The 13,203-nt window shown below is 32.9% G+C and carries 12 protein-coding genes; all 12 read left to right on the top strand.

What is annotated here, in order from left to right; translation table 11 throughout:
- Positions 1-22 precede the first annotated feature (22 nt).
- The 12 genes from mraY to ileS all read left to right on the top strand — a co-directional run bounded on the left by mraY (position 23) and on the right by ileS (position 13,073).
- Positions 23-988, top strand: coding sequence for a phospho-N-acetylmuramoyl-pentapeptide-transferase (gene mraY, locus C7J89_RS09930; RefSeq protein ID WP_103294790.1), 966 nt, complete (start codon positions 23-25; stop codon positions 986-988).
- A gap of 1 nt (position 989) precedes the next feature.
- Entirely contained in the window at positions 990-2,339 is a 1,350-nt protein-coding gene (gene murD, locus C7J89_RS09925) for a UDP-N-acetylmuramoyl-L-alanine--D-glutamate ligase (RefSeq protein WP_103294789.1), read from the top strand.
- A gap of 14 nt (positions 2,340-2,353) precedes the next feature.
- Positions 2,354-3,241: a cell division protein FtsQ/DivIB gene (locus C7J89_RS09920; RefSeq protein ID WP_103294788.1), complete on the top strand. Its 888-nt coding sequence runs from the start codon at positions 2,354-2,356 to the stop codon at positions 3,239-3,241.
- A 104-nt stretch (positions 3,242-3,345) separates the two neighbouring features.
- Positions 3,346-4,776, top strand: coding sequence for a cell division protein FtsA (ftsA, locus tag C7J89_RS09915; RefSeq protein ID WP_061854907.1), 1,431 nt, complete (start codon positions 3,346-3,348; stop codon positions 4,774-4,776).
- Between the two features lie 29 nt (positions 4,777-4,805).
- On the top strand, positions 4,806-5,972 hold the full coding sequence (gene ftsZ, locus C7J89_RS09910) for a cell division protein FtsZ (RefSeq protein WP_103294787.1): 1,167 nt from the start codon (positions 4,806-4,808) through the stop codon (positions 5,970-5,972).
- 166 nt (positions 5,973-6,138) lie between these two features.
- Positions 6,139-6,927, top strand: a complete 789-nt coding sequence (pgeF, locus tag C7J89_RS09905; protein WP_061854905.1) for a peptidoglycan editing factor PgeF — start codon at positions 6,139-6,141, stop codon at positions 6,925-6,927.
- Positions 6,928-6,943: 16 nt separating this feature from the next.
- Positions 6,944-7,618 carry a YggS family pyridoxal phosphate-dependent enzyme gene (locus C7J89_RS09900; RefSeq protein ID WP_103294786.1) on the top strand — a complete coding sequence of 225 codons (675 nt, stop codon included), beginning with the start codon at positions 6,944-6,946 and terminating at the stop codon, positions 7,616-7,618.
- A 5-nt stretch (positions 7,619-7,623) separates the two neighbouring features.
- Positions 7,624-8,211 carry a cell division protein SepF gene (locus tag C7J89_RS09895; RefSeq protein WP_103294785.1) on the top strand — a complete coding sequence of 196 codons (588 nt, stop codon included), beginning with the start codon at positions 7,624-7,626 and terminating at the stop codon, positions 8,209-8,211.
- Between the two features lie 13 nt (positions 8,212-8,224).
- Positions 8,225-8,515: a YggT family protein gene (locus tag C7J89_RS09890; protein ID WP_103294784.1), complete on the top strand. Its 291-nt coding sequence runs from the start codon at positions 8,225-8,227 to the stop codon at positions 8,513-8,515.
- A gap of 84 nt (positions 8,516-8,599) precedes the next feature.
- Positions 8,600-9,370: a YlmH family RNA-binding protein gene (locus C7J89_RS09885; protein ID WP_170066462.1), complete on the top strand. Its 771-nt coding sequence runs from the start codon at positions 8,600-8,602 to the stop codon at positions 9,368-9,370.
- Between the two features lie 99 nt (positions 9,371-9,469).
- Entirely contained in the window at positions 9,470-10,093 is a 624-nt protein-coding gene (locus C7J89_RS09880) for a DivIVA domain-containing protein (RefSeq protein ID WP_103294782.1), read from the top strand.
- Positions 10,094-10,322: 229 nt separating this feature from the next.
- A complete protein-coding gene (gene ileS / locus C7J89_RS09875) occupies positions 10,323-13,073 on the top strand; it encodes an isoleucine--tRNA ligase (RefSeq protein WP_106884409.1) in 2,751 nt (916 codons plus the stop codon).
- Positions 13,074-13,203 lie beyond the last annotated feature (130 nt).

Below are 13,203 nucleotides of genomic sequence, written 5' to 3'. Positions count from 1 at the left end.
TAATATAAAAAAGGAGATCAATATGGTTTATTTACTCGCAATAATTGCATTTTTAATATCTTTAATTTTAGTACCTTTGCTCATACCGACATTAAAAAGAATGAAATTTGGTCAAAGCATTAGAGAAGAAGGACCAAGAAGCCACATGAAAAAAACAGGTACACCAACTATGGGTGGCCTAACATTTTTAATCAGTATTATAGTAACTGCTGTGTTAGCTATTATATTCATGGATAATTCTAATCCAATTATTTTATTGTTATTTGTAACTATTGGTTTCGGATTGATTGGATTTATCGATGATTATATTATCGTGGTTAAAAAAGATAATGAAGGTCTAACAAGTAAACAGAAATTTTTAGCTCAAATTGTTATTGCAGTAATATTTTTCATATTGAGCCAAGTTTTCCAATTAGCAAATTTCTCTACAGGAATTCATATTCCATTCACTAACGTTGATCTACAATTATCAATTGTTTATGTTATTTTTATTATTTTCTGGCAAGTTGGTTTCTCAAACGCCGTAAACTTAACAGATGGATTAGACGGGTTAGCGACTGGATTATCTATTATTGGTTTTGTAATGTACGCAATCATGTCTTTTGTTCATGGTGCTAATTCAATTGGAATATTTTGCGTAATAATGATTTTCGCTTTATTAGGCTTTTTACCATTTAACCTCAACCCAGCTAAAGTGTTTATGGGTGATACTGGTAGTTTAGCTTTAGGTGGAATCTTTGCTACGATTTCAATTATGTTAAATGAAGAACTTTCACTTATCTTTATTGGATTTGTCTTTGTTGCTGAAACATTGTCAGTTATGATTCAAGTTACAAGTTATAAATTAACAGGTAAAAGAATTTTCAAAATGTCACCTTTACATCATCACTTCGAATTAGTAGGTTGGGATGAACGTAAAGTAACAACTGTATTCTGGACAGTGGGACTTATTACAGGTTTAATCGGTTTATGGATTGGAGTGCACTAAAATGCTAAATTATACAGGCTTAGAAGGAAAAAATGTCTTAGTATTAGGCTTAGCAAAAAGTGGTTATGAAGCAGCAAAATTATTGACTCGTCTTGGCGCTAATGTAGTGGTCAATGACGGAAAAGATTTGTCACAGGATTCACATGCTAAGGATTTAGAAAATATTGGCGTGAAAGTTATCGGTGGGGAACACCCTTTATCATTGTTAGATAATGAACCAATCATTTTTAAAAATCCTGGTATACCTTATACAGTACCTATTTTACAAGAAGCGCAAGAGCGTGGATTGAAAATATTAACAGAAGTAGAATTAAGTTACCTCATATCAGAAGCACCAATTATTGGTGTTACTGGGACAAATGGTAAAACAACAGTTACTTCATTAATTGGCGATATTTTTCAAAAAAGTAGACTGGTAGGTAGAATGTCAGGGAATATTGGTTATGTCGCTTCTAAAGTAGCTCAAGAAGTTACTAAAGATGATTATCTAGTTACTGAATTATCATCTTTCCAATTATTAGGAATAGAACAATATAAGCCACATATTGCTATAATTACTAACATATATTCAGCGCATCTCGACTATCATGAGACACTAGAAAATTATCAAAATGCGAAAAAGCAAATTTATAAAAATCAAGATGAGCATGATTATTTAATTTGTAACTATCACCAACGTCATTTGATTGAATCTGAATCTTTGAAAGCTAAAACTTTATACTTTTCTACACAACAAGAAGTCGATGGTATTTATATCAAAGATGGTTACATCGTGTTTAAAGGTTTCCGTATTATCCATACTGATGATTTAGTTTTACCTGGTGAGCACAACTTAGAAAATATTTTAGCGGCGGTTTTAGCAGCTTTACTTGCTGGTGTTCCTGTTAATGCAATTATTGCTAGTTTAACGACGTTCTCAGGTATTGAGCATAGATTGCAGTATATTGGCACTAATAAAACGAACAAATATTACAATGACTCTAAGGCAACGAATACTTTAGCGACTCAATTTGCTCTTAATTCATTTAACCAACCAATTATTTGGTTATGCGGTGGATTAGATCGCGGTAATGGATTCGATGAATTGATTCCATATATGGAAAATGTTCGTGTAATGATTACTTTTGGTGAAACTCAAGAAAAGTTTGTGAAATTGGGTGAGAGTCAAGGTAAATATGTAATTAAGGCTATAGATATAAAAGATGCAGTAAATAAAATTCAAGATATAATAGAGCCGAATGACGTAGTATTGTTATCTCCAGCGTGCGCAAGTTGGGATCAATACAATACTTTTGAAGAGCGTGGTCAACAATTTATTGATAGCTTTAAAGCTCAATTACCTTCTTTTTAAGGATGTGACAAACTTTGGCCGATAAAGTAAGAACTTTTGACTCTGAGTATTTACAAGAAAAGCGAGAGCGAAGACGTAAAAGGCAAAAACAAATTCAATATACAATTTTTGGTGTTTTACTATTCGTGATTATAATATTTTTACTGTATATGTTTACATCTATTAGTAAAATTAGTAATGTCAAAATAGTAGGGAATGATAACGTATCCAAAAGTAAGATTGAAAAATATATCAATGTTAAATCGGATTCTAGAATGTACACTTATAGCACTAGAAAAGCTGAAAGTAATTTAAAAAAACATGAGTTGATTAAAGATGCTGAAGTGAGAAAACATTTCCCTAACAAAATGACTGTTAAAGTTACTGAATATAAAATAGTAGGATTGGTTAAAAAGAAAGATAATTATGTCCCTATTTTAGAAAATGGCAAGCAACTAGATAGTTACAGTGGAACATCTACTGATGATGGTCCAATACTAGATGGCTTCAAAAAAGGGAAACAAGAAAAAATGATTGAAGCACTAGCTAAAATGCCAACTAATGTACGAAACATGATTTCTGAAATTAAATATGATCCTAGCGATAATTCGCAAAATCAAATTAAACTTTATACTTCGGATAACTTGCAAATCTTAGGTAATATCAAAACGATTGCTAGCAAAATGAAATATTACCCACAAATGTCTCAATCATTAAAACGAAATGACTCTGGTGAATTAGAAAAATCAGGCTATTTAGATTTAACAGTAGGTGCTTCATTTATTCCTTACTCTGAATCATCTAATACAAAATCAGATAGTGATCGAGATGTAGAAAAGGGTACAGCAGAAGCAGATAAGGCAAAAGATGAGTTGCAAAGTGCCTTAAATAAGATTAATAAGAACTCAAAAGAAAGTAATTAAAAAATTTTGACAAATACATGTGTTTATAGTTCACAAGCATGGCAACGTATTGTAAACTAAACATAGTGTAAAATAGAATAGTTAATGTCAGGAGGTGCCTATCTATGGAGGAACATTATTATGTAAGTATAGATATAGGTTCATCAAGTGTTAAAACAATTGTAGGCGAGAAATTTCACAATGGAATAAATGTGATAGGTACAGGACAAACCTACACGAGTGGTATAAAAAATGGTTTAATAGACGATTTTGATATAGCTAAACAGGCAATTAAAGATACGATTAAAAAAGCTTCAATTGCTTCAGGTGTAGATATTAAAGAAGTGTTTTTAAAATTACCAATTATCGGTACTGAAGTTTATGATGAAACTAATGAAATAGAATTTTATGAAGATACTGAGTTAGATGGTACGCATATTGAGAGTGCATTGGAAGGCATTCGTGAAAAAAATGATGTGCCAGAAACTGAAGTAATTAATGCATTTCCCATAAAATTTATAGTTGATGGCGACAATGAAGTATCAGACCCTAAAGAACTGATTGCTAGACATTCATTAAAAGTTGAAGCGGGCGTTATAGCAATACAACAATCTATTTTAATCAATATGATTAAATGTGTTGAGTCTTGTGGCGTAGATGTTTTAGACGTTTACTCAGACGCATACAACTACAATTCTGTATTGTCTGCAACTGAAAAAGAATTAGGTGCATGTGTTATTGATATTGGTGAAGATGTAACACAATTAGCATTCTATGAACGTGGAGAACTAGTTGACGCTGATTCAGTAGAAATGGCTGGACGCGACATTACAGAAGATGTTGCTGAAGCATTTAACACTACTTATGAAACAGCTGAAAAAGTTAAACATCAATATGGACATGCATTTTATGATTCAGCTTCAAGTCAAGATATCTTCAACGTGAACCAAATCGATAGTGATGAAGAAGTTCAATATACGCAAAAAGATTTAGCTGATGTAATTGAAGCACGTGTAGAAGAAATCTTTTTAAGTGTATTTGACGTATTAGAAGAACTAGGCTTAACTAAAGTAAACGGTGGTTTTGTTGTTACAGGTGGTTCTGCTAATTTATTAGGTGTTAAAGAATTATTACAGGATATGGTTAGTGAAAAAGTAAGAATTCATACACCATCTCAAATGGGAATTAGAAAACCAGAATTTTCTTCAGCAATTTCTACTATTTCTAGTAGCATTACTTTCGACGAATTATTAGATTATGTTACAATTAGTAATCATGGCAGTGAAGAATTTGAAGAAGAAGTAATTGAGTCAGAAGAAAAAGAAAATACTTCTAAATCTAGCGGATTTGATTGGTTTAAGAAAAAGTCAAATAAGCAGGAGGGCGCTATTTCAGATGATTCTGAAGCAGCACACGTACATAAATCACCGGCATCTTCTCAGTCAACTGACGAACATGAAGAACAATATGAAGATGAGTATGTAGAGCACAATCATGAGCCTAAAGAACAAGAAGAAAGTAAATTTAAAAAACTGATGAAATCATTATTCGATTGATTGGCCATTTAAACTAGGAGGAAATATAAATGTTAGAATTTGAACAAGGATTTAATCATTTAGCGACACTAAAAGTCATCGGTGTAGGCGGTGGCGGTAATAACGCTGTTAACCGTATGATCGACCACGGAATGAACAATGTTGAATTCATTTCAATTAATACTGATGGACAAGCTTTAAACTTATCTAAAGCTGAATCAAAAATCCAAATTGGTGAAAAATTAACACGTGGTTTGGGTGCAGGTGCTAACCCTGAAATCGGGAAAAAAGCAGCTGAAGAGTCTAGAGAGCAAATTGAAGATGCTATCCAAGGTGCAGATATGGTATTCGTAACTGCTGGTATGGGTGGCGGTACAGGTACTGGTGCTGCTCCTGTCGTTGCTAAAATAGCAAAAGAAATGGGTGCATTAACAGTTGGTGTTGTAACTCGTCCATTTGGTTTCGAAGGACGTAAACGTCAAACTCAAGCAGCTGCTGGTGTAGAATCAATGAAAGCAGCAGTTGATACATTAATCGTTATCCCTAATGACCGTTTATTAGATATCGTTGATAAATCAACACCTATGATGGAAGCATTCAAAGAAGCAGATAACGTATTACGCCAAGGTGTTCAAGGTATTTCTGACTTAATCGCAGTTTCTGGTGAAGTTAACCTTGACTTTGCAGACGTTAAAACAATCATGTCTAACCAAGGTTCTGCATTAATGGGTATCGGTGTTTCTTCTGGCGAAAATCGCGCAGTAGAAGCAGCTAAAAAAGCAATTTCTTCACCATTATTAGAAACATCAATCGTTGGTGCGCAAGGCGTATTAATGAATATTACTGGTGGAGAATCATTATCATTATTTGAAGCACAAGAAGCAGCAGATATTGTTCAGGACGCAGCTGACGAAGATGTAAACATGATTTTCGGTACTGTAATTAATCCTGAATTACAAGATGAAATTGTTGTGACAGTTATTGCAACTGGATTTGAAGACAAACCTTCAGTACAAGGACGTAAATCTTCAAACACTGGATTTGGTTCTAGTGCAACAAGTTCTGCTAAAGACGATTCATTTGCTTCATCTAATTCAAATTCAACACAAGCTTCTGAATCTAATAGTGAAGCCAGAAGTCATACTACAAAAGAAGATGACATTCCAAGCTTCATTAGAAATAGAGAAGAAAGACGTTCTAGAAGAACTAGACGTTAATTGAGAGTGTTATACTTTACTAATAAGTATAAATATGGTCGCTAGAATACATTTCTGACCATATTAATGTCATCAGATTTAACGATCTGATGACTTTTTTAATACTATAAAAATCAAACTGTAATTTGCTTTCTAAATACTGAATAATTTGTTGGAGGCTTCAAACGTGACTGAAAAATTTAAAAAATACAATCATGTATTATTATTTGAAGATAATCAAAGTGAAAATGTGACGATTGGCATAACAACAAGAGAGCAAGGTAAGAGTGCCTATCCAAACGACGCTTTTAATATGGCAAGATATATTGACGATGAACCCAGTAACATAACTTATCATCAAGAACAACTTGCTGAAATTATTAACTATCCTAGAGAAAATTGGGTTTTTCCAATACAAACACACGAAAATAATGTAGTACATATTACGCAACACGATAGAGGTACGAATATTGACACATTAACAGATGAATTACATGGCGTGGATGGTATGTATACTTATGATTCTGATGTATTATTAACGATGTGTTATGCTGATTGTGTACCTATATATTTTTATAGTAAACAAAATCATTTTATAGGATTAGCACATGCAGGATGGCGTGGTACAGTAGGTCAAATCGTTGCGGAAATGTTAACGAAAATTGATTTTAATCTTGAAGAATTAAATGTAGTCATAGGTCCTGCAACTTCAAATTCGTATGAAATAAATGATGATATTAAACAAAAATTTGAACAATTACCGATCGAGTCATCAAAATATATTGAAACACGTGACGATGACCGACATGGTATAGATTTAAAGCTAGCTAATAAATTATTATTAGTAAATGCAGGTGTGCCAAGTGATAATATTTATATTACACAATATGCCACGTCTGAAGAATTAACAGTATTTTTCTCTTATAGAGTAGAAAAAGGGAATACTGGTAGAATGCTAGCTTTTATTGGACAATAATGTAAGAGGTGATTAGGTGACGGTACAGGAAAACTATACAGCAATCCAAAATGAAATTTCAGCAGCAAGTAAGAAAGGCGGTTTTTCATTACAGCCTCACGTGATTGCAGTAACAAAATATGTTACAATAGAACGTGCTAATGAAGCATATAATGCAGGTATAAAACATTTCGGTGAAAACCGATTAGAAGGCTTTTTAGCTAAAAAAGAAGCTTTACCTGACGATTGTATTTTTCATTTTATTGGGTCACTTCAAACTAGAAAAGTTAAAGAAGTGATAAATGAAGTTGATTACTTTCACGCATTAGATCGCTTAAAATTAGCAAATGAAATCAACAAGCGTGCACAACATAAAATCAAATGTTTCATTCAAGTCAACGTTTCTGGTGAAGAATCGAAACATGGTATAAAGCTTGATGAAGTCAATGACTTTATTAATACTTTACAAGATTATGAAAATATTGAAGTCGTAGGTCTTATGACAATGGCGCCTTATACAGATGATGAGGATTATATAAAAGACTTGTTTCAAGCCTTAAAAGAAAAACAAATAGAAATACATGAACTCAATTTAAAACATGCGCCATGTTCAGAACTATCAATGGGTATGAGTAATGACTTTCAACTCGCCACAGAAGTTGGTGCAACGTTTGTGAGAATTGGGACTAAACTTGTAGGAAAAGAGGAGTGAGCCCCATGGCTTTAAAAGATTTATTTAACGGATTTTTCGTAGTAGAAGAGGAAGAAGAAGAAATAGAACCTTCCCAACAAAATACGACGGATAGACAACAAAACAGACAACAAGCGCAGTCTCAAACTAATTATAACGATCACGCAAATTATGACAACACAGATAATCAACGTTCAATTCAATCAGTGCCTAAAAAACAATCTACACGTGGTAATCAATCTAACGAACGTAGATATCAATTAAATAGTGCACCTAAAAACAATACAAGGAATGTTGTTAATATGAATCAAGAACAAGATACTTTTAATACGATGCAAGAAAGCTCTAAAATGTGCTTATTTGAACCACGCGTATTTTCTGATACACAAGATATTGCTGATGAACTTAAAAATCGTCGTGCTACGTTAGTAAATTTACAACGTATCGATAAAGTTTCAGCCAAACGTATTATAGATTTCTTAAGTGGTACTGTATATGCTATTGGTGGAGATATCCAACGCGTAGGTTCTGATATCTTCTTATGTACACCAGATAACGTTGAAGTTGCTGGTAGTATTACGGATCACATCGAAAATATGGAACAAGGCGAATAGAGGTTATTAATTAATGAGTCCAGAAATATTAGCAACTATATTTCACTTTATTTTACTTTTAGTACAAATTTATTACTTTGGAATGATTATATATTTCTTTATGTCATGGTTACCAAACGCACGAGAAAATGCATTTGGACAATTTTTGGCTAAAATATATGAACCATTCTTAGAGCCTTTCCGTAAAATTATACCACCAATCGGAATGATTGATATTTCATCAATTGCAGCGATTATTGCATTAGTATTATTCCAAAAAGGTTTACAAAATATTTTTGAAATTATACTTAATAGTTTATATTAAAATGTGTTGTTTTAAATTTGAATGAGTAAAGCACCTAACGTATAGTAGCGCGAGGTGCTTTATGTTGTTGTAGGAGTGATTTAAATAGATATATATCAACATTTTAGAAAAGAAGAGCATGAAATCATTGATATATTGTTGGATAAATGTAATCAAGCAAATGATCAGTATTCACCGGTGTTAACAAATTTTCTCGATCCACGTGGACAATATATATTAAAAGTAATTATTGGAAGTTTCGATGAATTAGAAGTTACTTTTTTTGGTGGGCAATATAGTGAGCGTAAACGTGCAATCATCGCACCAAGTTACTTTGAACCTCAAGAAGAAGATTTTGAAATAAGCTTAATTGAAATAGACTACCCTCAAAAGTTTGTAACGTTACAACATCAAAATGTGTTAGGGACAATTATGTCACTTGGTATTGAGCGTGACCAATTAGGTGACATCATTGTTAATGAACGTATTCAATTTACTTTGACAAAACAATTAGAATCTTATATTATATTACAATTAACGCGTATCAAAGGTGCGACGGTTGAACTTAATTCTATTCCATTTAATTATATGATACAATCTAATGAGAATTGGAAGCATTTTGAAGCAAATGTTAGTGGACTAAGACTTGATGTCGTATTAAAAGATATCATTAGAAAGTCGCGCTCAATAGCTAAACAATTGATTGAAAAGAAAAAAGTAAAAGTTAATCATACGATTATAGACTCTGTTGATTTCCAACTTGATAGTGATGATTTAATATCTGTTCAAGGATACGGCAGGGCAATGATAACAGACATAGGCGGCAGAACGAAAAAAGATAAAGTGCATATATCTTACAAAACACTCTTTAAATAATGTATAATATATTTATATGTAATCAAAGATAAAGTAAGATTGTTAAAATGCATATTTTCTGACTAAATAAAATAGTGTATTATAGAGGGAGGATATCCAATGCCTTTTACACCAAATGAAATTAAAAGTAAAACATTTACAACTGTAAAAAATGGATTTGAACCTACTGAAGTTGAAAGTTATTTAGATCAACTTAGTACTGAAATTGAACGTTTGAAAGAAGATAAAAAACAATTAGAACAAGTAATTGAAGATAAAGAAACGAACATTCAATCATATAAAGATGTTCATCAATCTGTAAGTGATGCGCTTGTTCAAGCACAACAAGCTGGTGAAGAAACTAAAGCTGCTGCAACAAAAGATGCAGAAGCGACTGTTGCCAAAGCACAAGCGCAAGCTAATCAAATCGTTAATGATGCTATCGAAAAATCACGTAGATTATCATTCCAAACGGAAGATATGAAACGTCAATCTAAAATCTTTAGATCTCGTTTCCGTATGTTAGTCGAAGCACAATTAGACTTGTTAAAAAGCGAAGACTGGGATTACTTATTGAACTATGATTTAGATTCAGCACAAGTAACAGAAGAGAATATTAATCATTTACACGACAATGATTTAACCGAAGAAGAAAAAGCGATGAAAGCACAAGCAGAAGCCGAGCAACAAACTACGGCGGAAGATGTTGCTTCTTCAGAATCAGATGATGATACATCTAAATAATTTAGCAGACGCGTAAGTAACTGGAAGTATAATTCAGCGAATTAGGGGTGGTGTGAGCCTAATATATACAAGTTGCTTATATCACTGTTATGTAACAATTAAAGACTTTTATGAGAGAACTCTAAGTTGAGTTAATCAGGGTGGTAACGCGGTTTAATCGTCCCTGTTAATTGAACTTAGAGTTCTTTTTTAGTTTTAAATTTTTAGCAAAGTACAAGGAGTGAAATCAATGGATTATAAAGAAACGTTATTAATGCCAAAAACAGATTTTCCAATGCGTGGAGGTCTACCAAATAAAGAACCAAAAATTCAAGAAGAATGGAATAATAACGATATTTATTCCAAAGCATTAGCACAAAATGAAGGAAATCCTTCATATATTTTACATGACGGCCCTCCATATGCGAACGGCTCATTACACATGGGGCATGCATTGAATAAAATCCTAAAAGATATTATCGTGCGTTACAAAACAATGCAAGGATTTTATGCGCCTTACGTGCCAGGTTGGGATACGCATGGTTTACCAATTGAACAAGCATTGACTAAAAAAGGCGTAAAACGTAAAGAAATGTCAGTTGCTGAGTTCAGAAAAAAATGTGAAGAATTCGCATTAGAACAAATTGAACTACAAAAGAAAGACTTTAAACGTCTTGGTGTACAAGGTGACTTTAACAATCCATATATCACTTTAAAACCAGAATATGAAGCTGCTCAAATTCGTTTGTTCGGTGAAATGGCGGATAAAGGCTTAATTTACAAAGGTAAAAAACCAGTTTATTGGTCTCCTTCAAGTGAATCATCTTTAGCTGAAGCTGAAATCGAATATCATGATAAACGTTCAGCATCAATCTATGTAGCATTTGACGTTAAAGACGGTAAAGGCGTTGTCGATAACGACGCTAAATTTATTATTTGGACAACTACACCATGGACGTTGCCTTCTAACGTGGCTATCACTGTTCATCCGGAATTAACTTATGGTCAATATAATGTTAACGGTGAAAAATATATTATTGGCAAAGACTTAGTAAGTGATGTTGCAGAACAAATTGGTTGGAATGAAGAAAATATTACACTTGAAAAAGAATTTAAAGGTTCAGAGTTAGAATATGTAGAAACACAACATCCATTTGTAGATAGAACATCTCTAGTTATTAACGGTACACATGTTACTACTGATGCTGGTACTGGTTGTGTGCATACGGCTCCTGGTCATGGTGAAGACGACTATATCGTATCTCAAAAATATGATTTACCAGTAATTAGCCCTGTAGATGATAAAGGTGTGTTCACTGAAGAAGCTGGAGAATTTGCTGGTCAATTTTATGATAAAGCGAATAAACCTATCACTGACTTATTAACTGAAAAAGGTGCTTTATTAAAACTAGACTTTATTACACATAGTTATCCTCACGATTGGCGTACGAAAAAACCAGTTATCTTTAGAGCTACGCCACAATGGTTTGCTTCTATTGATAAAGTAAGAACTGATATCTTAGATGCAATTGATCAAACAAACTTTAAAGTAGACTGGGGAAAAACACGTATCTACAATATGATCCGCGACCGTGGCGAATGGGTAATTTCACGTCAACGTGTATGGGGTGTCCCTTTACCAGTATTTTATGCTGAAAACGGCGATATTATCATGACTTCTGAAACAGTAAATCATGTAGCAGATTTATTTGAACAACACGGTTCAAATGTATGGTTTGAAAGAGAAGCTAAAGAGTTATTACCAGAAGGATTCACTCACGAAGGAAGTCCAAATGGCGAATTTACAAAAGAAACGGATATTATGGACGTATGGTTTGACTCAGGTTCATCTCATAGAGGTGTGTTAGAAGCTAGACCGGAATTATCATTCCCAGCAGATTTATATCTAGAAGGTAGTGACCAATATCGTGGTTGGTTTAACTCTTCTATTACTACAGCGGTAGCAACTAGAGAGCAATCACCATATAAAATGTTATTATCCCATGGTTTCGTTATGGATGGCGAAGGTAAAAAAATGAGTAAATCATTAGGCAACGTTATCGTACCTGATCAAATCGTTAAACAAAAAGGTGCAGATATTGCGCGTTTATGGGTAAGTAGTGTTGACTACTTAGCCGATGTGCGTATCTCTGATGAAATCTTAAAACAAACTTCAGATGTTTATAGAAAAATTAGAAATACGCTAAGATTCATGTTAGGTAACGTTAACGACTTTGATCCAGCAGTCAATGCGATACCTGAAAATGAACTATTAGAAGTAGATAAATATCTATTAAATAGATTAAGAGAATTTACAAAAAATACTTTAGAACATTATGATGATTTCGATTATCTTGATATTTATCAAGAAGTTCAAAATTTCATTAATGTTGAGTTAAGTAATTTCTATTTAGATTATGGTAAAGATATTCTTTATATCGAAGCACGTGATGCACATAAACGTCGTAGTATGCAAACAGTTCTTTATCGTATCATTGTTGATATGACTAAATTACTTGCGCCAATCTTAGCGCATACAGCTGACGAAGTTTGGTCTCATATTCCACACGTAACTGAAGAAAGTGTGCATTTAACGCATATGCCTAAAGTAGAAGAAGTAGATTCAGCGTTATTAGAAAAATGGAATAAACTGATGAAATTACGCGATGATGTTAACCGTGCATTAGAAGTAGCACGTAACGAGAAGGTAATTGGTAAATCATTAGAAGCTAAAGTTATAATCGGCGACAATGATAACTTTAAACCTTCTGAATTCTTACAACAATTTTCAGATTTAGAACAATTATTTATTACTTCTCAAGTTGAAGTTACTTCTAACGTTGAAAATGGTACTGCTTATCAATACGGTGATATTCGTATTGAACATGCAGAAGGTGAAAAATGTGAACGTTGCTGGAATTACAGCACAGAATTAGGTTCTGTAGGCGACCTAGATCATTTATGTCCTCGATGCCAAGAAGTAGTCAAAACATTAGTTTAAAAATAAACAATGACCTAGACAAATTACTTTTTATAGTTTGTCTAGGTTTTTTAATTGAAAAATATTTTAATTTAATGGCTTCTTTTTATGTAATAATTAATTTAAAATTAAGCAAGTTAAACTTAATAAC

The organism is Staphylococcus kloosii, from assembly GCF_003019255.1.
Lineage (GTDB): Bacteria > Bacillota > Bacilli > Staphylococcales > Staphylococcaceae > Staphylococcus > Staphylococcus kloosii.
The sequence above is the reverse complement of the archived record's forward strand: the minus strand, read 5'-3'. Positions and strand labels throughout refer to the sequence as shown.

Excerpts from the sequence above, each read along its gene's own strand:
- mraY (WP_103294790.1), top strand. The coding sequence starts at position 23 with ATGGTTTATTTACTCGCAATAATTGCATTTTTAATATCTTTAATTTTA.
- murD (WP_103294789.1), top strand. The coding sequence starts at position 990 with ATGCTAAATTATACAGGCTTAGAAGGAAAAAATGTCTTAGTATTAGGC.
- ftsA (WP_061854907.1), top strand. The coding sequence starts at position 3,346 with ATGGAGGAACATTATTATGTAAGTATAGATATAGGTTCATCAAGTGTT.
- ftsZ (WP_103294787.1), top strand. The coding sequence starts at position 4,806 with ATGTTAGAATTTGAACAAGGATTTAATCATTTAGCGACACTAAAAGTC.
- C7J89_RS09895 (WP_103294785.1), top strand. The coding sequence starts at position 7,624 with ATGGCTTTAAAAGATTTATTTAACGGATTTTTCGTAGTAGAAGAGGAA.
- C7J89_RS09890 (WP_103294784.1), top strand. The coding sequence starts at position 8,225 with ATGAGTCCAGAAATATTAGCAACTATATTTCACTTTATTTTACTTTTA.
- C7J89_RS09880 (WP_103294782.1), top strand. The coding sequence starts at position 9,470 with ATGCCTTTTACACCAAATGAAATTAAAAGTAAAACATTTACAACTGTA.
- ileS (WP_106884409.1), top strand. The coding sequence starts at position 10,323 with ATGGATTATAAAGAAACGTTATTAATGCCAAAAACAGATTTTCCAATG.